The following is an 18,028-nucleotide window of genomic DNA, read 5'->3' as shown; positions in this document are numbered from 1 at the left end:
CTTCTATTCTTAAATCTTGATTTCGACGTCGACGCCGGCGGACAGGTCGAGCTTCATCAGCGCGTCCACGGTCTGCGGGGTCGGATCGACGATATCGAGGACACGCTTGTGCGTGCGGATTTCAAACTGCTCGCGCGACTTCTTGTCGACGTGCGGCGAGCGGTTCACGGTGAACTTTTCGATCAGGGTCGGCAGCGGAATCGGACCACGAACGGTCGCGCCGGTGCGCTTGGCGGTATTGACGATCTCGCGCGTCGAAAAGTCGAGGACGCGGTGATCGAAGGCCTTGAGCCTGATGCGGATGCTTTGATCCATATCGGTGCTTATTCCCAAGCAGGTCTGAACCTGCGTCCCTGTGAACCATTTCAAAGACCGGAGGCCTTCGGGCTCGAGAGCCCTCAGAGTACGCACGTCCGCAAAAACGATCGGCCCACGCAGTTACCCGCGAAGGCCGCTGAAGTCCTAAGTCGCTACAAAGAACAGTAACTCAGGTCGTTCCTGCGGACCGCGTCTGCACCGAAGTGCACAGCCGGTCCAACAAGAGTGGGCGCTTATGACGACCGATTCCGTTTTCGTCAAGCGGCGAAACGGCGGCGAAGCGCTACTCTTCGCTCTCGAGCGGAGGAAAGCTGACGGCTGCCGCGAAACCCTCGGCGACGGCCGCCGGAACCATCTTTCGCGCCGCCGCGTCCCACCGGAATGCTGCCCTGCAGTCCCAGGTCTCGGGCTCGCAGAACAGGTGGTGGACCATCATGTCCAGACGCGGCTCGCCGTCTCTTTCCACGATCTGGAAGTCCATGGCCTGCTGGTCGAACGCGCGCATCAGGCCATCCGGGGTGCTGACATAAAGCCGCTCCAGGCATCCGCCGGTGCCGCAGAAGGCGCCCTGCCCTGCCGCCTCGTAATCGACCAGCCAGTCCGGGCGGCCGTCTCGGCTGATGTCGACCTGGCGGATCATGCCCTGCGGCGCGGCCGTGACCAGCGGCGGCCGGTCGGTCGGGTCGTCTGCGTCGAAATAGATTTCGTTGATGTCGCGCAGCGCCATCCAGACGATTCCCTCCGGCGGCGCGGCCGGACCCGCTTCCTGCGCCGCAGCGACGGCCGGCATAGCGACGAGTGCAAGGAGGACGGCCATCCGCTTCATCGGACGACGTTGCACTGCATCGCACCGCAATTGAAGAGACCCCGCCGCAGGCGCGACGGGGCCTCTGAACGGTCTAAGGCGGGTGGGGGTCAGCGGCCGATGGTCACCGTGCCCGATCCGACGACCGCGCGGCGGACCTCGCCGGTCACCTCCCGCACGCGCACGTCGCCCGATCCGGCGATCGAGACGGAAGCCGTCCCGGCGCGGCCGCCGTAGGTCACATCGCCCGAGCCGCCGATGGCGACGTTCAGGTTGGGCGTGTCGCCTTCGCGGATCAGGACGTCGCCCGAGCCGCCGATGGCGATCTTGGCCTGGCCACCGCTGATGCGCGCCACGGTGATGTCGCCCGAGCCGCCGATGGCGCCATCCAGCCGGCCGGTCGGGCCGGCCATGATGGAGCCGGATCCGCCGACCGCCGCCTTCAGTTCGCCCGAGCTACCGGCGCGGATCGAGCCGGAGCCGCCCACGGCCAGCAACATCCGGCCTGTCGTATTGGCCACCGTCCAGGCGCCGCATCCGCCGCTGCCCAGTTCGATCGATGATGCGCCGCGCCCGATGGAGCCGAAGGCGCCGTCGTCGGCGTTGATGTCCACCGCGCGCGGGGTGCGCACCACCACAAGCGGCGCGTCGGCCAGGGCGATGCGGCCCCGGCCGCGCACGTCGACGGAGGCCCCCTCGCCCGGCAGGCGGGCGCCCTCGCGCTCGTCGGAGCAGTCGCCGATGGCGTTGCGGCCCAGCTCGCCGTCTATGCGGACCTCGCCGCCCCGGCGACGCACCGTCAGCGCCGGCAGGTTGGCCCGACCCGGCTCGATTTCGACCGCGATGTCCGAGCGATCCTCGGGGATCACCACGACGCGCGCGACGGCGTGGCGGATCTCGACATCAGCGGCCGAGGCCGGCGCGGCGACGGCGGCGAACCCCAGCGCGCTCGTGGCGACGGCAGCGAGCATCAGTGACTTCATGGCGGTGTTCCTTCCCTGTTGAAAGGAAGGTGCGACCAGCAGGCCGCCAAGTCATCTTAAACCGAGGTCATGAAGTCGTTGTAACGAACACCGGTCGCTCTCGCCGTCATTCCGGGGCGAAGCGCAGCGAAGAACCCGGAACCCAGGTGACTGGACGTCGCGGTCGCTGGATCGGTCGTCACACCCAGTCCCCTGGGTTCCGGGCGCCGCTTCGCGGCCCCGGAATGACGGCCCTAGGTGGCCCGCAGCGCCCCTGCCCCGTCGGCCGCGCCGACCTGCGGTTCGAAGTCCCGTTCGAAATGCACCAGCTTGCTCTTCAGCCCGCCCACGCGCCGTAGCGCCAGCGACGCCGCCCAGCGCGCCGCCAGCTCCGGCTGGGTCATGCGGTCGGTGAAGCGCGGACGCTGCCCCCGGCTGCGCAGCACCGCGTTCGTATAAAGCGCCCCGTTCCGCAGCCGCGACGGCCAGGTCTGGAAGTCCATCGACAGGCTCACGCAGAACCGGTCCAGGTTCTCCACCCGGTGCGGTGCATACAACGGCCAGGTCAGCGCCTCGCCCGGCTCCAGGTCCATCACCTGCGCCTCGCCGTCGAAGGCGCGCACATAGGGCAGCTCCTCCGTCGTCTGGCGCGCCACCACCTGCTCCATGTTGCGCTCGGGCAGGTGCGCCTCGTCCCCCGGATAGATCCAGAGGCGCTTGCGCCCCCGCATGTGGAACAGCACCACGCCCGCCGGATCGAAATGATACGGCACCTTGGCCGCCGGCGACGACAGGATCAGCTGGCCGGCGTTGGTCACCGCCTTCATGCCCGGATAGGCCGACTGAATGCGCGCGAACTCGTCCATGGCGGCGGCCCACAGCTCGGGCCAGCCCTTCTCGACGCTGCGCAGATTGACCCACAGGCGCCCCTGCTGGATCGCCGTCAGCAGGTCCGCGCCCGACAGCCGGCCGCGTGCGCCGGTGCGCAAGGACACCTGCCCCTCGTCGTCGTAGTCGTACAGGTTGATGTCGAACAGGTCGGCCGGATAGCGGTCCAGCACATCGGCCAGCGCCTGATCCTCCGCGAAACCCTGCTGGACCAGCCGGTGCGGATGGATGGCGGCCTGGCGGATCGGGCCGGGATAGCGGGTGCGGTCGGTCACGGCTTGCAGCATGGTCATCCTCTCGCCGGCGTGGGAGCGAACTTCCCGGCGGCGGCCTGGGCGGCCGCGACCGCCCCCTTGAAACGATTGATCGGCGTCACTTCGCACGCCTCGATGGCGGCCCACCGGCGCCGGACGCTGGTGCGCAGCGCCTGGCCGCGCTGGCCCAGCAGACCCACGGCCGCGTCGCTCAGCGCCGAACCGACGCCGGGCCTCAACACCACGGCCTCGCGCACCGTCTCCTCGGCGTTGCAGAAGTACTTCTTGTACCCCTCGCCGCCGAAGCCGAAGTCGAACACCCGGTAACCCTCGGCCGACGCCAGCCGCATGGTGTCCATGCTCAGCAGGATGCCCGGCGAACAGCGCGCCAGCTCGGGCACATAGGCCGGGAACCAGAAGTGATAGCGATCGTCGGCGTGCAGCGAATATTCGATCGCCACCAGCTTGCCGCCCGCCCACATGGCCGCCATCGACGCGCCGAAGCCCTTGCGCCGGTCACGCATCAGTTCGTGCAGCAGCTCGGCCGTCCAGCCGCAGGCGAAGACGTCGTGACGCGCCGTCCGCTGGTACTGCTCGCGCTTGAGGGCGATCAGCTGGTCCAGCAGCGCCGGGTCGCGCAGACCGCGCTCGACCCGCACGGGCCCCAGCTCGCTTTCCAGGCTGCGTCGCGCCCGTTCCTTGTCCTTGAAGTATTTGCCCCACGTCTGGCGCTGCTCGTCGTACCAGGCGTCATAGCCTCCGGTCGGCAGGGCGACCTGCATGGTCTGGCGCTCGAATCCCGCCTCGCCTTCGCCCACCCAGGCGCCGACGTTCAGCCGCGATCCGCCCAGCAGACGCGCCGCCTCTTCCAGGCTGGGGCCCTCGCCCGGCCGAGAGACCACGCCGTGATAATCGTTCATCGGCGCGCCCAGCGCCTGCACCGCCCCGCCCCGCCGCTGATGCGGGAAGTAGCCGACCACCGCGCCGTCCCGGCTGAACCGGGCAATGGCCGCGCGCGGGCTGACCCGCCCGGCGATCTGGGCGAACTCGGGCCGGAAGTACGGGCTGGCCAGCGCCGGATTGGCGTCCAGCATCCCGCGCCACGCCGCGATATCCGCGTCCGTCAGCCCGTCCGGGCGCACGATCTCGACTTCGAACCGTCTCGTCATGCGGGTCACCCTAAAGCGGCAGGCTGAAAGTCTGGTTGATCCGGATGGTGAATGAACCGTGTCGGCGGAGCGATCGGCCCGTCCCGGGCGTTGCCTTGGCCACCATCCGCTCTAAGGATTAGCCGAATGACCGACCGTCCCGACAATCGCGAAACCGAGAACGAGAACCTGAAGGTTCCAGCCGCCGACGGCGAGCCCCCGCGCCCGGCCACTGAGCCTGCCGGCGCCGAAGGGTCGTCCAACTCGGGCGAGACCGACACCGACCCGGCGACCGGAGAACAGAACTGAGACTGAGCGCCGCCCTTCTTCTCGGCGTCGCGGCCTTCGCCGTGGGCGGGCTGGTGCTGGCGCTGGCCTCGCCAGCCCGCGCCCAGTCCGCCGAACCGGTCCTGCCGACGCCGGCCGAGACCCCGCCGGTCAACGAAGCGGCCTGCCCCGTCAACGCCGAGAGCATCGTCCTGGCCGCCGACGGCCTGGCCCGCACGCGCGCGGCTGTGGCGCGCGGCAAGGTGACCATCCTGGCCGTCGGCTCGTCCAGCATCGCCGGCTGGGGTGCCAGCGCCTATGAGCGCGGCTTCGTCCCCCTGCTCCAGACCGACCTGCGCCGCCGCCTGCCGGGCGTTCAGGTCGATGTCGTCAACCGCGGCGTGGGCGGCGAGACGGCGCGCGAGACCGTCGACCGTCTGGGCAAGGAGCTGGCGGACCACCGCCCCGACCTGGTCATCTGGCAGGTCGGCACCAACGACGTCATGCGCGCCCGTCCCTGGAACGATGTCGCCGCCGACATGCAACGCGGCGAGGCCGTGCTGACCGCCGCCGCCGTGGACGTGCTGCTGATCGACCCGCAGCGGCTTCCGCCCGACGAGGTCAACGTCAACACACGTGGCCGCAACGCGCAGCTCGGCGAGGCCGCCCGCATGATCGCGCTGGAGGGCGACCGCGTCGGCTACGCCGTGCAGCGCCGCTTCGACGCCATGGCCGCCTGGACCCGGCTGACGCGCGGCGGGGTCGGCCCGGACGACCTGCATCTGAATGACGAGGGATACGCCTGCTGGGCCGCCATCACGGGCGAGGCTCTGGCCGCCGCCCTTCGCTGATCGCCGTTTCGCGGGGAACGCTCTCGCTTGCCAAGGGGTTGGACCGGCTCAGATTCCGGAGCCGTCATGACCCTGTCCCGCCTTTCGCCCATCGTCGCCGCCCTCATGCTGGCCGCCTGCGGATCGCCCCAACAGGACGGACAGGGCGCCCCGGTCCGGAATGAAACGGCGAACCGGACCATGGGATACGGCCTGTCCACCGCAGCCATCGACGGCGCCACGCCTGCGCCCGTTCCCGCCCCGGCCGATCTCAACGCCGTCGTGGCGCCGAACGCCGGCCTGATCCGTCTGCAGATCCTGCTGGCCCGCGCCCGCTATTCCACCGGCGCCGTGGACGGCTTGGCCGGGTCGAACCTCGACAACGCCGTCGCCGCCTATCGCGCCGACAAGAACCTGGGCGAAGGCGGCATCGACGCCGCCCTGCTGCAGAGCCTGACTGCCGCCGACAACCAGCCCGCACTCACGGTCTACACCATCGCCGCCGGCGACGTGGCCGGCCCCTTCATCGGCGAGACGCCGGAGGGGACCGAGGCCCAGGCCCGCCTCCCCGCCCTCGGCTACGAAAACCCGCGCGAGGCGCTGGCCGAGAAGTTCCACGTCACCCAGGCCCTGCTGGCCGCGTTGAACCCCGGCGTCGACTTCGCCAAGGCGGGCGAGCAGATCATCGTCCCGGTCATCAATCCCGCCGCCCTGCCCGATGTCGATCACGTGGTGATCGAAAAGACCGCCAACACCGTCAGCGCCTATGACGCCCAGAACCGCCGGGTGGCCTTCTACCCCGCCACCGTCGGCAGCGAGGACCGCCCCGCCCCGTCTGGCGAGCTGACGATCAAGGGCGTCGCCCCCGAGCCGACCTACACATACGACCCCACCCGCCTGACCTACGGATCCGGTACTGAGAAGCTGATCGTCGCCGCCGGCCCCAACAATCCGGTCGGCTCGGTCTGGATCGACCTGTCGCGCGACACCTACGGCATCCACGGCACGCCTGACCCGGCGCTGATCGGCAAGACGGCCTCGCACGGCTGTATCCGCCTGACCAACTGGGACGCTGAACAACTGGCGGCCGCCGTGAAGCCGGGTGTGCGCGTCACGCTCCGCTAGGAGACCGCGCCCCACATCGTGCCGCCCCAGAAGGCGCACTGGTGGCGGTCGAAGAAGGTGTCGTCCATCTGGTCGCCCTCGGGCGCGAACACCCGCACCGGCTCGCCGTCGTCGTTCACCGCCGGCCACTCGCTGTCCGCCTCGTGCCCGAACCCGGCCCACAGCCGCATCATCCGGTCCGACAGCGCCTTCTGCTGCGGCGTGAACTTGCCGGGGTCGGCGAACACCCAACTCGTCCCGAACACATAGGCCAGCTCGCTGGCGTGGAAGGCGCCCATGTCCATGCCGGTCAGCCAGTCGGGCGCCGCGATGGGCGCGTTGCGATCCGCGAACTCGTATCCATGCACCGGGGCATGGCGCGACAGCACGCGGCGCAGCGCATGGCTGGGACAGGCGAACCGGCTGTCGGTGAAGCTGGATGCGATGGCGTAGGCCGGTCCCTCGGGTCCCACCGGATATCGCTCCAGCACGCGCGGCCCGTCGTCGGCGTACATCCAGACGGTTTCCTTGTTGTAGCGGTCCATGTCGCGCACCTCGGTCGCGAACAGCCGCCCCTCGTCCAGATTGGTGCCGATAAGCGCCGGACGAGGCTTGTAGCGACCCGAGACAAAGGCCGTCGCCGGGCTCTCCGGCGCGACCACCCCGCCATAGACCGGGCCCCAAGACCCCGGCCCGTTCAGGCCCGACCGGGTGGAGGCGGCCGTCGACAGCGTGCCGGCCGGCAGGGCGCGCAGGCAGGCGACCACGTCCGGCCCCTCGCACCCCAGCCCCGCCGCGAAGCGCTCGCCATCGACCGCGGCGCTGGCGGCCGGGACCAGCGACGTCGGCTCCAGACACGCCCCGCTCTGCAGGATCACGCGCTGAAACAGATCGTCGGCCTGGGGCGACACCATCAGATAACAGGCGCTCCACGCCCCCGCGCTCTCGGCCATCAACGTCACGTCGTTCGGGTCGCCGCCCAGGGCCGCGATGTTCCTGTGCACCCACTGCAGGGCCGCCAGCTGGTCCATCAGTCCGAACTCGCCGCCCACCCCGCCCTCGGACGCCAGCGCCGGGTGCGCCAGCCAGCCCAAGGCTCCGAGGCGATAGTTGACGGTGACCACCACCCGCCCCTGCTCGCGCGCCAGCCGGCTGGGATCGTAGTTGGCGCCCGATCCGATCGTGAAGGCGCCGCCGGGGATGTAGACGATGACCGGAACCGGCCCCGACGCCTCGGCCGGGCCGTAGACATTCAGGAACAGACAGTCCTCCGACCCCACGACGATCCCGCCGCCGCCGCCCAGGATGGCCTTGCGCCCGATCGCCTGGGTGCAGTCCGCGCCGATCCGTGTGGCGTCCCGCACGCCCTCCCACGGCTCGACCGGCTGCGGCGCGCGCAGGCGCCGTTCGCCCACCGGCGGGGCCGCAAACGGCAGGCCGAGAAAGGCGCGCACGCCCTTGCCTTCGACACCCCGCACCGCGCCGCCCTCGACATTGGCAAGCACCGGCTCGGCGTCGAAAGCGAACCGTACGGCGTTCACACGTCCGGGATGGGTCGCACAGGCCGACAGCGTCAGGCCGAGGGCCAAAACCAGCAAACGACGCATCGACAACCTTGGCTGTTTTCGGGGACCGGCGGACAACGCCCTAACCGGCCTGCGTTTCCGCCGCCCAAGCGGCATAGGGCGTGTTCTTCGCCAGGTGACGATTGTAGTCCGGCGCGCCGTCGCTCCACCAGACGGGTCCGCGCTCGCCCAGCGCGACCTTGGCCTCGTCGACCGCCTGCCCGGCCTCAGCCAGCGCGGCGCGGTCAGCGGCCCGCCGTGCGCGCCCCACGGCGCTGCGCGCACTCATCAGGGCCTTCACCAGCCGCTCGCGCTCGGCCGCATCGAGCGCCGGGTTGGAGCATCGCCACAGCCGGCCCCGGACGACGAAGTACCGCCCGTCCGGGGTGGTGGGATAGATCAGTAGCGGCGACCGTAATAATCGCGGTGCGGCACCCGCTCGTAGCCGTATCGCCCGTCGCGGTTATACCCGCCGAAGCCGTAGCCGCAGGGGTCGTCGCGTTCGGACAGCTGGTTGCCGGCCAGGCCTCCGACCAGGGCGCCGATCGCCGCCCCCCGCTCGCGATTGCCTTCGCCCGCGATGGCCGCCCCTGCGATGGCGCCCAGGGCCGCGCCGCTGGCGGTGGCGTAGCGCTGGTTCTCCGCATAGTCCCGCTCGCACCGCGAGGCGTAGCCGTCCGTCGTCGCGCACGCGCCGGTCAACAGGGTGGCGCCGGTGACGGCGGCCAAAGTCAACAAGGCCTTCATCGGGAAACTCCTGAATCGGCGCCGATGCGAGCGCCACGGGCCGAACGCGGAGCATCGGAGGGGTGTTCCCTCTCTACCCGCTCCCAGAGGAACAGGGAGGACATGGGGGCGCCTAAACAAAAGCCCCCGCCGGATCGCTCCGGCGGGGGCTCTGTCGTTCAGCTCAGATGTAGCTGTCAGGCGATGATCTTGGCCACGACGCCGGCGCCGACGGTGCGGCCGCCTTCACGGATGGCGAAGCGCAGCTTCTCTTCCATGGCGATGGGCGTGATCAGCTCGACGTTCAGGCGATGATCTTGGCCACGACGCCGGCGCCGACGGTGCGGCCGCCTTCACGGATGGCGAAGCGCAGCTTCTCTTCCATGGCGATGGGCGTGATCAGCTCGACGTTCAGCTCGGCGTTGTCGCCGGGCATGATCATCTCGACGCCTTCCTTCARGTGMACGATGCCGGTCACGTCCGTSGTGCGGAAGTAGAACTGCGGGCGGTAGTTSGTGAAGAACGGCGTGTGACGGCCGCCYTCTTCCTTGGTCAGGATGTAGGCYTCGGCCAGGAACTTGGTGTGCGGGGTGATGGAGCCCGGCTTGCACAGCACCTGGCCGCGCTCGACGTCTTCACGCTTGGTGCCGCGCAGCAGCACGCCGACGTTGTCGCCCGCCTGGCCCTGGTCCAGCAGCTTGCGGAACATTTCSACGCCCGTGCARGTCGTCTTCTGGACSGGRCGGATGCCGACGATCTCGACTTCCTCACCGACCTTGACGATGCCGCGCTCGACGCGTCCGGTCACGACCGTACCACGGCCCGAGATCGAGAAGACGTCTTCCACCGGCATCAGGAACGGCAGGTCGACCGGACGTTCCGGCTGCGGGATGTAGGCGTCGACGGTTTCCATCAGCGCCAGAACCATGTTCTCGCCGATCTCCGGGTTCACGCCGTCGGTCGCGGCCTTGGCCGAGCCCTTGGTGATTGGAATGTCGTCGCCCGGGAACTGGTAGGACGAAAGCAGCTCGCGCACTTCCATCTCGACGAGCTCCAGCAGCTCCTCGTCGTCGACCAGGTCGACCTTGTTCATGAACACGACCAGCGCCGGCACGCCGACCTGACGGGCCAGCAGGATGTGCTCGCGCGTCTGCGGCATCGGGCCGTCGGCGGCCGAGACCACCAGGATCGCGCCGTCCATCTGGGCGGCGCCGGTGATCATGTTCTTCACATAGTCGGCGTGGCCGGGGCAGTCGACGTGGGCATAGTGACGGTTGGCCGTCTCATACTCGACGTGCGCCGTGTTGATCGTGATGCCGCGCGCCTTCTCTTCCGGCGCCGCGTCGATGTCGGCGTAGTTCATCGCCTTGGCGCCGCCGGCCTTCGCCAGCGTCATCGTGATCGCCGCCGTCAGCGTCGTCTTGCCGTGGTCAACGTGACCGATCGTGCCGATGTTGCAGTGCGGCTTGTTACGTTCGAACTTTTCCTTGGCCATTCGTGATCGCCGCCGTCAGCGTCGTCTTGCCGTGGTCAACGTGACCGATCGTGCCGATGTTGCAGTGCGGCTTGTTACGTTCGAACTTTTCCTTGGCCATTCTCTTCTCTCCGTCCCCTGAACAGGGGGCTTAGTCCTAGATTTTCAGGGGTCCAGCGGCCTGAACAGCCGCCGGGATTGGTTGGTTTAGGCGCTGTACTTCTTGATGACTTCGTCGGCGACGTGTTGCGGCACCGGCTCGTAGTGGTCGTACTGCATGGTGAAGGCGGCGCGGCCCTGCGACATGCCGCGCAGCGTGTTCACATAGCCGAACATGTTGGCCAGCGGCACGAAGGCGTTCACGACGGTGGCGTTGCCGCGCATGTCCTGACCCTGGATCATGCCGCGACGGCCGTTCAGGTCGCCAATGACCGAGCCGAGATAGTCCTCGGGGGTCACGACCTCGACCGCCATGATCGGCTCGAGCAGCTTGGGCGAACCCTTCTCCTTCAGTTCGCGGAACGCGGCGCGCGATGCGATTTCGAAGGCCAGCACGCTGGAGTCGACGTCGTGGTATTTGCCGTCGGTCAGGGTCGCCTTGAAGTCGATCAGCGGGAATCCGGCCAGCAGGCCGTTGTCCTTGGCCGACGTCAGGCCCTTTTCGACGCCCGGGATGTATTCCTTGGGCACCGCGCCGCCGACGATCGAGTTCTCGAACACGAAGCCCGTACCCGGCTCGCCGGGCTCGAAGGTGATCATGACGCGGGCGAACTGGCCCGTACCGCCGGTCTGCTTCTTGTGGGTGTAGTCGATGTCGACCTTGCGGCCGAGCGATTCACGATAGGCGACCTGCGGCGCGCCGATGGTGGCCTCGACCTTGTAGGTGCGCTTCAGGATGTCGATCTTGATGTCCAGGTGCAGCTCGCCCATGCCCTTCAGGATCGTCTGGCCCGACTCGTGGTCGGTCGAGACGGTGAAGGACGGATCTTCCGAAGCCAGCTTGGCCAAGGCCACACCCAGCTTTTCCTGGTCAGCCTTGGTCTTGGGCTCGACCGAGATCTCGATGACCGGGGCCGGGAATTCCATCTTCTCCAGGATGACCGGCGACTTCAGGGGATCGCACAGGGTGTCGCCGGTGCGGGTGTCCTTCAGGCCGGCCAGGGCGACGATGTCGCCGGCGTAGGCTTCCTTGACGTCTTCACGGTTATTCGAGTGCATCTGCAGCATCCGGCCGACGCGCTCTTTCTTGTCGCGGCTGGAATTCAGCAGGTTCTGGCCGGTTTCCATCTTGCCCGAGTACAGGCGGCAGAAGGTCAGCGAGCCGACGAACGGGTCGTCCATGATCTTGAAGGCCAGGATCGACAGGGGCTCGTCGTCCGACGCCTTACGCACGACGGGCTCTTCGGTCTTGAAGTCGATGCCCGGGGTCGCGGGGATGTCGAGCGGCGACGGCAGATAGTCGACGACGGCGTCCAGCAGCGTCTGCACGCCCTTGTTCTTGAAGGCCGAGCCGCAGAGGATCGGATAGAAGGCGCCGGTCAGCACGGCCTTGCGGATGCACTTCTTCAGCACGTCGACCGAAGGCTCGGTCCCGTCCAGATAGGCTTCCATCGCCTCGTCATCGAGCTCGACGGCATTGTCGATCAGGTACTGGCGAGCCTCATTGGCCTTGTCCACCAGGTCGGCCGGGATCTCGCCGATGGTGAAGTTGGCGCCCAAGGCGTCGTTGTCCCAGACGACCGAACGCATTTCGACGATGTCGACCAGGCCCGACAGCGAGCTCTCCGAACCGATCGGGAACTGGATCGGCACGGCCTTGGCGCCCAGGCGGTCGCGGATCGACTGGACCGACGCGTCGAAGTCGGCGCCGATCTTGTCCATCTTGTTGACGAAGACGATCCGCGGAACCTTGTACTTGTCGGCCTGACGCCAGACGGTCTCGGTCTGCGGCTCGACGCCGGCGTTTCCGTCCAGCACCGTCACGGCGCCGTCCAGCACGCGCAGCGAGCGCTCGACCTCGATGGTGAAGTCGACGTGCCCGGGGGTGTCGATGATGTTCAGGCGCTTGCCCTGCCAGAAGGCGGTCGTCGCAGCCGAGGTGATCGTGATGCCGCGCTCTTGCTCCTGGTCCATCCAGTCCATGGTCGCGGCGCCGTCGTGGACTTCGCCGATCTTATGGTTCTTGCCGGTGTAATACAGGATCCGCTCGGTCGTCGTCGTCTTGCCCGCATCGATGTGGGCCATGATGCCGAAGTTGCGGTAGTCCTCGAGCTTGTGCGTGCGGGCCATGAGAGCGTGCCTTGGAAACAGGGGCGGACGCCGTCAGAAGCGTCCCGGAATGTCGGATAAGCGGGCGCGGGCGATTTAGCTCAAACCGCCCGCGCCGGATAGTCACGTATGTAAGAAGCCGAAGGGGCCTCTTTAAGGCCTTACCAGCGGTAGTGGCTGAAGGCGCGGTTGGCTTCGGCCATCTTGTGGGTGTCTTCGCGCTTCTTCACGGCGGTGCCGCGGTTGTTCGAAGCGTCCAGCAGCTCGGCCGCCAGCTTTTCGGTCATGGTGTTCTCACCACGCTTGCGCGCGGCGTTGACCAGCCAGCGGATGGCCAGAGCGCGACGACGGTCCGGACGGACCTCGACCGGCACCTGGTAGGTGGCGCCGCCGACGCGGCGCGAGCGGACTTCGACCGACGGGGCGACGTTGTCCAGCGCGGTGTGGAAGGTCGCGACCGGCTCCTGGTCTTTCTTCTTGTCGGCCAGGATGTCGAACGCACCGTAGACGATGTTTTCGGCGACGGCCTTTTTGCCCTCGTACATGACGTAGTTCATGAACTTGGTGACGATCAGGTCGCCGAACTTGGGATCCGGCAGGACTTCGCGCTTCTGTGCGCGGTGACGACGGGACATGGGTTGATCCTCTTAAATCTGTACGGGCGCTGCTGGGCTTACTTCGGACGCTTGGCGCCGTAGTGCGAACGGCGCTGCTTGCGGTCCTTGACGCCCTGCGTGTCGAGCACGCCGCGCAGGATGTGGTAGCGGACGCCGGGCAAGTCCTTCACGCGGCCGCCGCGGATCAGGACCACCGAGTGCTCCTGCAGATTGTGGCCCTCGCCGGGGATGTAGCACACGGCTTCGTAGCCGTTCTTGGCCAGGCGGACCTTGGCGACCTTACGCAGCGCCGAGTTCGGCTTCTTCGGGGTCGTCGTATAGACGCGGGTGCAGACGCCGCGACGCTGGGGCGAACCCTCCAGGGCCGGCACCTTGTTACGGGTGGGCTTGGGCTTGCGCGGCTTGCGGATCAGCTGATTGATCGTAGGCATTAAAGGCAGTCTCGACTTCTGATGGGGGCGTGTGCCTGTCGGCCGGAGCGCCCCTCGCCTTCTTATGAACGGAGGACCATTCCTCCGCCCGGGTTGTCATCGAGACCACGGGGCCACGCCCAAACGCAAAAGCCGGAACGCGCGCTATGGGCATTCCGGCGGGCACAGCCCGTACGTTCGATTGTGACCGACGCGAAGAGCCGAAGCCCGCCTCGAAGGTGAGCGGCGTTTACTCGGAAGGGGGTGTAACGTCAAGCGGGGCGGAGTTTACAGGCGGCCGCGCTGCCTCGTTGGCCGAGGGTTGGTCGTCCTGTAGACGAAAGCGCACGGTGAAACGTGCCCGTCCCCTCCTCGTATTGTATGCGGAAGCAGGGAAACGTGCCCGAGCCATGGATCGTAGAGCTGCCTCACCGAAGCCAGCGTCGGGTGGATCCTCAGACACCACCTCGCAGTGCCTCGGACTGCCTAGGTCCAAGTGGCAAGACAGGACAACGACGCCTGTTCGGTGGACTGTGTCCGTAGGTTGATCGGCGTTGGCCTGAGCCGCCAGAAACACGCCTGCAACAATCATAGGGATCATGCCGCCCTCCGCGACGGATCAGAGCCGTTCACGCGTTTACCAGCCTAACACAGCCTACCGGACGAACCGCCTATGACCGCCACGCCCTTCTCCGCCGCACCCAAGACCAAGCCGAAGCGCCGGTTCCGCGCGCCCAAGGGCGGGCTGTGGATCGGACTGGGCGTGCTCGTGCTGGCCATCGTGGCCGTGTGGTTCTTCTTCCTGCGCGGCGACGAGAAGGCCGATCCGTACCGCACCGAGGCGGCGGCGACCGGCGAGATCGTCTCGTCGGTCTCGGCGTCGGGCACGCTGGAGGCGCTGGTCACCGTCGAGGTGGGTTCGCAGCTGTCCGGTCAGGTGACCCAGGTGCTGGTCGACTACAACGACCGCGTCCGCAAGGGTCAGGTCATGGCCGTTCTGGACCCGCAGACGCAGCGGTCCTCTGTCGAGCAGTCGGCCGCGTCGGTGCAGGCGGCGCAGGCCAGCGTGGCGCAGCAACAGGCTTCGGTCGCCCTGGCCCAAGCCGAATACGATCGGCAGAAATTCCTCTTCGATCGCGGCATCGTCGCCCAGGCGGCGCTGGATACCGCCAGCGCCTCGCTGCGGACCGCCCGCGCGGCCGTCCGCGCCGCCCAGGCCCAGGTCGCCCAGCAACAGGCGGCCCTGCGCTCCAACCAAGCCAATCTGGGCCGCACCACCATCGTGGCGCCCATCGACGGTGTCGTCATCGACCGCCAGATCGAGCCGGGCCAGACCGTCGCCTCGGGCCTAAACGTCGCGGTGCTGTTCACCCTGGCGCAGGACCTGTCGCGGGTGCAGGCGCTTATCAACGTCGACGAGGCCGACATCGGCTCGGTCAAGGTCGGCCAGCCGGTGCGGTTCACCGTCGACGCCTATCCGAACGACACCTTCACCGGTCAGGTCACGCGCATCCGCATGCTGCCGACGGCCGAATCGAACGTGGTCGCCTACACGGTCGAGGCTGAGGCGGCGAACCCCGGCGAGCGGTTGCTGCCGGGCATGACGGCCAATGCCGAAATCATCCTGAGCCAGCAGCGCAACGTGCTGCGCGTGCCGAACTCCGCCCTACGCTTCACTCCGGCCGGCATGACGGCCCAGACGGGCGCGCAGCGGGGCGGCGCCCAGGGCGGGCAACGCGCGGGAGGCCAGGGCGGCCAGCGCGGCAACATGGCGGCGCGGATCGTCGAGGAGTTGAACCTCGACGCCGCCCAGAAGGCCAAGGTCGAGCCGATCCTGCAACGCGCCCAGCAGACCGCGCGCGCCAGCCGGCCCCAGGGATCGGGCGCCGCGGGCGGCCAGCGCCAGGGCGGTCAGGGCTCGGGCGGGCGTCGTAACCCGGCCATGGCGGCCGCCTTCAACGCCGCCTTCGACGAGATTAAGCCGCTGCTGCGCCCTGACCAGCAGACGAAGCTGGAGACCCTGCGCAGCCAGTTCGCCGGCGGCGGCGGGCGCGGCGTGGTCTGGGTGTTGCGGGACGGCAAGCCCGTGGCGGTCCCGGTCCGCACCGGCGCCACCGACGGCAGCTATACCCAGATCACCGGCGGCGGCCTCAAGGCGGGTGATCAGGTCATCACCGGCGGCGGCCCCCGCGCGGTCAATGCGGCGGCGCAAGCGCAGGCCCAGCGCCGTGTCGGCGGCGTCGGAGGGCTCGGCGGCGGCGCCGGCGGCCCGCCTCCGCGCTGAGATCCGTCATGATCGAGATCGACAAACTGACCAAGACCTACGTCATGGGCGACGAAGTCATCGCGGCCTTGGGCGGCGTGTCGCTGGCCATCGACCGGGGCGAGCACGTCGCCATCGTCGGCCCCTCCGGCTCGGGCAAGTCGACGCTGATGAACGTACTGGGCGGGCTGGACCGGCCGACGGGCGGCGCCTACCGGTTCGAGGGAGAGCCGGTGGCCGAGTTCGACGACGACGAGCTGGCCAGCTTCCGCAACCGACGCATCGGCTTCGTCTTCCAGTCATTCCAGCTGCTGCCGCGCCTGACCGCCGTGCAGAATGTCGAACTGCCGATGATCTACGGCGGCGTCGCCCCGGCCGAGCGCAAGGAGCGCGCCATCGAGCTGTTGCAGCGCGTCGGTCTCGGCAACCGCCTGGGCAACCGCCCGACCCAGATGTCGGGCGGCCAGCAGCAGCGCGTCGCGATCGCCCGCTCACTGGCCAACAACCCAGACCTGCTGCTGGCTGACGAACCGACCGGCGCTCTGGACACCGCCACGGGCCAAGAAGTGCTGGCCCTGTTCGACGAGCTGAACAGCCAGGGCCTGACCCTGTGCATCGTCACCCACGACCTGGAAGTCGCCGCTCGCGCCAAGCGGCGTGTCGCCTTCCGTGACGGCCAGATCGTGTCGGACGAGAGGGGCCGCGCGTGAGCACCATCCCCTCCTCTGCCGAGCATCCCCGCGGACGCGGGGATCCAGTGCTTTGGCTTCATCCAGTCGGACGGCGTGGTGCGCGTGGTTCTTACTGGATCCCCGCGTCCGCGGGGATGCACGGAGATAGGCTGTGAACCCGATCGAATTGGTCCGCTTCGCCATGGGCGCGATCACCGCCCACCCGATGCGCAGCGTGCTGACATCGCTCGGCGTCGTCATCGGCGTGGCGGCGGTCATCATGATGACGTCCATCGGCGTCGGCGCGCAGCAACGCGTCGAGCAGGCGCTGTCGTCGCTGGGCACCAACATGCTGGTTGTCCGGTCGGGCGCGGCGCGGGGCGCGGGCGGCGGTTTCGTGCGCGGGGCCGGCGGATCGGGCAACACCCTGACGGCCAAGGACGCCGAGGCGATCCGCGAACTGGACGGCGTCCGCGCCGTCTCGCCGTCCGTGAACGGCAACGCCCAACTGGTCTACAACGGCGCCAACTGGTCCAGCCGGGTCGAGGGCGTCACGCCCGACTACCTGATCGCCCGCGATCTGGAGATCGCCGACGGCCAGATGTTCGACGAGGCGGCGGCCGACAGCGGCAAGAAGGTCGCCGTCCTGGGCCAGACCGTGGTCACCGAACTGTTCGGCGAAGGCGCCAGTCCAGTCGGCCAGCGCATCCGCGTCGGCCCCATCCCCTTCACCGTCATCGGCGTGCTGTCGCCCAAGGGCCAGTCGGGGTTCCAGGATCAGGACGACATCGTCGTGGTGCCGCTGGACGCCGCCCGGTCGCGCATCATCGGCCGCGGCGTATCGGGCGATCAGGTCAACCAGATTTACGTCAAGGCCGAGGACGAAGACGCCCTGTATCAACTGGAACAGGACACCACGGCTCTGCTGCGCGAACGGCATCGCATCCAGGTCGGCGCGGACGACGACTTCAACGTCCAGAACCTGACCTCCATCCAGGAGGCGGCGCAAAGCTCGACCCAGACCTTCACCATCCTGCTGGCCGCCGTTGCGGGCGTGTCCTTGGTGGTGGGCGGCGTCGGCATCATGAACATCATGCTGGTGTCGGTGACCGAGCGGACGCGCGAGATCGGCCTGCGCATGGCGATCGGCGCGCGTCGCAGCGACGTTCTGACCCAGTTCGCCCTGGAATCGGTTGCGCTGTCGCTGCTGGGCGGACTGATCGGTTTGCTGATCGGCGTGACGGGCGGGCTCTTGATGTCCCACTTCGGCGACTGGCCAGCGGTGATCCCCGCCTGGGCCGCGCCCCTGGCCATCGGCTTTTCGACCTTCGTGGGCGTGGTGTTCGGCGCCTATCCGGCCTGGCGGGCGGCGCAGCTGGATCCCATCGAGGCGTTGCGCCGGGAATAACGTCCCGCTCGACCTGGCGATTGCTTCATGCCGGACATGGAGCAACCCGG

The 18,028-nt window shown here is 68.4% G+C and carries 19 protein-coding genes and 1 pseudogene; 6 read left to right on the top strand and 14 right to left on the bottom strand.

The genetic code is table 11. The features are described 5' to 3' along the window. Positions 1-9: 9 nt before the first annotated feature. The 5 genes from rpsJ to ASG17_RS08505 all read right to left on the bottom strand — a co-directional run bounded on the left by rpsJ (position 10) and on the right by ASG17_RS08505 (position 4,396). On the bottom strand, positions 10-315 hold the full coding sequence (rpsJ, locus tag ASG17_RS08525; RefSeq protein WP_003164367.1) for a 30S ribosomal protein S10: 306 nt from the start codon (positions 313-315) through the stop codon (positions 10-12). Between the two features lie 286 nt (positions 316-601). Then, positions 602-1,135 (bottom strand): hypothetical protein, encoded by a 534-nt coding sequence (locus ASG17_RS08520; protein ID WP_162238783.1) that lies wholly within the window; start codon positions 1,133-1,135, stop codon positions 602-604. Between the two features lie 98 nt (positions 1,136-1,233). Next, positions 1,234-2,106, bottom strand: a complete 873-nt coding sequence (locus ASG17_RS08515) for a GIN domain-containing protein (protein WP_056101783.1) — start codon at positions 2,104-2,106, stop codon at positions 1,234-1,236. Positions 2,107-2,339: 233 nt separating this feature from the next. Continuing rightward, complete coding sequence (locus ASG17_RS08510) at positions 2,340-3,260, bottom strand: cupin-like domain-containing protein (RefSeq protein WP_235560389.1); 921 nt, start codon at positions 3,258-3,260, stop codon at positions 2,340-2,342. A 2-nt stretch (positions 3,261-3,262) separates the two neighbouring features. Continuing rightward, positions 3,263-4,396, bottom strand: coding sequence for a GNAT family N-acetyltransferase (locus tag ASG17_RS08505; protein ID WP_056101779.1), 1,134 nt, complete (start codon positions 4,394-4,396; stop codon positions 3,263-3,265). Between the two features lie 126 nt (positions 4,397-4,522). On the opposite strand from ASG17_RS08505, the gene ASG17_RS15690 reads away from it, so the two are divergent. The 3 genes from ASG17_RS15690 to ASG17_RS08495 all read left to right on the top strand — a co-directional run bounded on the left by ASG17_RS15690 (position 4,523) and on the right by ASG17_RS08495 (position 6,597). Continuing rightward, positions 4,523-4,684 carry a hypothetical protein gene (locus ASG17_RS15690; RefSeq protein WP_200935046.1) on the top strand — a complete coding sequence of 54 codons (162 nt, stop codon included), beginning with the start codon at positions 4,523-4,525 and terminating at the stop codon, positions 4,682-4,684. A gap of 41 nt (positions 4,685-4,725) precedes the next feature. Beyond that, the gene (locus ASG17_RS08500; protein ID WP_056101775.1) at positions 4,726-5,493 is read left to right on the top strand and encodes an SGNH/GDSL hydrolase family protein; all 768 of its coding nucleotides are present in this window, start codon (positions 4,726-4,728) and stop codon (positions 5,491-5,493) included. A gap of 66 nt (positions 5,494-5,559) precedes the next feature. Continuing rightward, positions 5,560-6,597: a L,D-transpeptidase gene (locus ASG17_RS08495; RefSeq protein WP_056101772.1), complete on the top strand. Its 1,038-nt coding sequence runs from the start codon at positions 5,560-5,562 to the stop codon at positions 6,595-6,597. Here the strand turns inward: ASG17_RS08495 and ASG17_RS08490 are convergent. From ASG17_RS08490 to rpsL, 9 genes and pseudogenes are all read right to left on the bottom strand, one after another. Further along, positions 6,594-8,183, bottom strand: a complete 1,590-nt coding sequence (locus ASG17_RS08490) for a carboxylesterase/lipase family protein (RefSeq protein WP_056101761.1) — start codon at positions 8,181-8,183, stop codon at positions 6,594-6,596. The genes ASG17_RS08495 and ASG17_RS08490 overlap by 4 nt on opposite strands. A gap of 40 nt (positions 8,184-8,223) precedes the next feature. Next, positions 8,224-8,430 carry a hypothetical protein gene (locus ASG17_RS15790; RefSeq protein ID WP_235560388.1) on the bottom strand — a complete coding sequence of 69 codons (207 nt, stop codon included), beginning with the start codon at positions 8,428-8,430 and terminating at the stop codon, positions 8,224-8,226. Between the two features lie 110 nt (positions 8,431-8,540). Further along, complete coding sequence (locus ASG17_RS08480) at positions 8,541-8,888, bottom strand: glycine zipper domain-containing protein (RefSeq protein ID WP_056101755.1); 348 nt, start codon at positions 8,886-8,888, stop codon at positions 8,541-8,543. 176 nt (positions 8,889-9,064) lie between these two features. Further along, complete coding sequence (locus ASG17_RS16030; protein WP_369796697.1) at positions 9,065-9,145, bottom strand: hypothetical protein; 81 nt, start codon at positions 9,143-9,145, stop codon at positions 9,065-9,067. Positions 9,146-9,171: 26 nt separating this feature from the next. Beyond that, on the bottom strand, positions 9,172-10,362 hold the full coding sequence (gene tuf, locus ASG17_RS08475; protein WP_056101753.1) for an elongation factor Tu: 1,191 nt from the start codon (positions 10,360-10,362) through the stop codon (positions 9,172-9,174). Then, a pseudogene (locus tag ASG17_RS15180) lies at positions 10,357-10,462 on the bottom strand (GTP-binding protein); the annotation flags it as partial. The gene tuf and the pseudogene ASG17_RS15180, both read right to left, overlap by 6 nt. A gap of 86 nt (positions 10,463-10,548) precedes the next feature. Next, complete coding sequence (fusA, locus tag ASG17_RS08470) at positions 10,549-12,630, bottom strand: elongation factor G (protein ID WP_056101750.1); 2,082 nt, start codon at positions 12,628-12,630, stop codon at positions 10,549-10,551. Positions 12,631-12,770: 140 nt separating this feature from the next. Then, on the bottom strand, positions 12,771-13,244 hold the full coding sequence (gene rpsG / locus ASG17_RS08465; protein WP_056101747.1) for a 30S ribosomal protein S7: 474 nt from the start codon (positions 13,242-13,244) through the stop codon (positions 12,771-12,773). Between the two features lie 38 nt (positions 13,245-13,282). Then, positions 13,283-13,657, bottom strand: a complete 375-nt coding sequence (rpsL, locus tag ASG17_RS08460) for a 30S ribosomal protein S12 (protein WP_008260482.1) — start codon at positions 13,655-13,657, stop codon at positions 13,283-13,285. Positions 13,658-14,309: 652 nt separating this feature from the next. On the opposite strand from rpsL, the gene ASG17_RS08455 reads away from it, so the two are divergent. From ASG17_RS08455 to ASG17_RS08445, 3 genes are all read left to right on the top strand, one after another. Next, the gene (locus tag ASG17_RS08455; RefSeq protein ID WP_056101745.1) at positions 14,310-15,920 is read left to right on the top strand and encodes an efflux RND transporter periplasmic adaptor subunit; all 1,611 of its coding nucleotides are present in this window, start codon (positions 14,310-14,312) and stop codon (positions 15,918-15,920) included. A gap of 8 nt (positions 15,921-15,928) precedes the next feature. Next, a complete protein-coding gene (locus tag ASG17_RS08450) occupies positions 15,929-16,609 on the top strand; it encodes an ABC transporter ATP-binding protein (RefSeq protein ID WP_082496158.1) in 681 nt (226 codons plus the stop codon). 133 nt (positions 16,610-16,742) lie between these two features. After that, on the top strand, positions 16,743-17,978 hold the full coding sequence (locus ASG17_RS08445; RefSeq protein ID WP_156367781.1) for an ABC transporter permease: 1,236 nt from the start codon (positions 16,743-16,745) through the stop codon (positions 17,976-17,978). The last annotated feature ends 50 nt before the right edge of the window (positions 17,979-18,028 follow it).

The sequence above is a fragment of the Brevundimonas sp. Leaf363 genome (assembly GCF_001424025.1).
Taxonomy (GTDB): domain Bacteria; phylum Pseudomonadota; class Alphaproteobacteria; order Caulobacterales; family Caulobacteraceae; genus Brevundimonas.
This window is presented reverse-complemented; position numbering and strand designations above follow the sequence as displayed.

Coding starts and splice junctions, on each gene's coding strand:
- ASG17_RS08520 (WP_162238783.1), bottom strand. CDS start 1,135: ATGGCCGTCCTCCTTGCACTCGTCGCTATGCCGGCCGTCGCTGCGGCG.
- ASG17_RS08450 (WP_082496158.1), top strand. CDS start 15,929: ATGATCGAGATCGACAAACTGACCAAGACCTACGTCATGGGCGACGAA.
- rpsG (WP_056101747.1), bottom strand. CDS start 13,244: ATGTCCCGTCGTCACCGCGCACAGAAGCGCGAAGTCCTGCCGGATCCC.
- ASG17_RS15790 (WP_235560388.1), bottom strand. CDS start 8,430: ATGAGTGCGCGCAGCGCCGTGGGGCGCGCACGGCGGGCCGCTGACCGC.
- ASG17_RS08505 (WP_056101779.1), bottom strand. CDS start 4,396: ATGACGAGACGGTTCGAAGTCGAGATCGTGCGCCCGGACGGGCTGACG.
- ASG17_RS15690 (WP_200935046.1), top strand. CDS start 4,523: ATGACCGACCGTCCCGACAATCGCGAAACCGAGAACGAGAACCTGAAG.
- fusA (WP_056101750.1), bottom strand. CDS start 12,630: ATGGCCCGCACGCACAAGCTCGAGGACTACCGCAACTTCGGCATCATG.
- ASG17_RS08510 (WP_235560389.1), bottom strand. CDS start 3,260: ATGCTGCAAGCCGTGACCGACCGCACCCGCTATCCCGGCCCGATCCGC.
- rpsJ (WP_003164367.1), bottom strand. CDS start 315: ATGGATCAAAGCATCCGCATCAGGCTCAAGGCCTTCGATCACCGCGTC.
- ASG17_RS08515 (WP_056101783.1), bottom strand. CDS start 2,106: ATGAAGTCACTGATGCTCGCTGCCGTCGCCACGAGCGCGCTGGGGTTC.
- ASG17_RS08490 (WP_056101761.1), bottom strand. CDS start 8,183: ATGCGTCGTTTGCTGGTTTTGGCCCTCGGCCTGACGCTGTCGGCCTGT.
- rpsL (WP_008260482.1), bottom strand. CDS start 13,657: ATGCCTACGATCAATCAGCTGATCCGCAAGCCGCGCAAGCCCAAGCCC.
- ASG17_RS08495 (WP_056101772.1), top strand. CDS start 5,560: ATGACCCTGTCCCGCCTTTCGCCCATCGTCGCCGCCCTCATGCTGGCC.
- ASG17_RS08480 (WP_056101755.1), bottom strand. CDS start 8,888: ATGAAGGCCTTGTTGACTTTGGCCGCCGTCACCGGCGCCACCCTGTTG.
- ASG17_RS08455 (WP_056101745.1), top strand. CDS start 14,310: ATGACCGCCACGCCCTTCTCCGCCGCACCCAAGACCAAGCCGAAGCGC.
- ASG17_RS16030 (WP_369796697.1), bottom strand. CDS start 9,145: ATGGAAGAGAAGCTGCGCTTCGCCATCCGTGAAGGCGGCCGCACCGTC.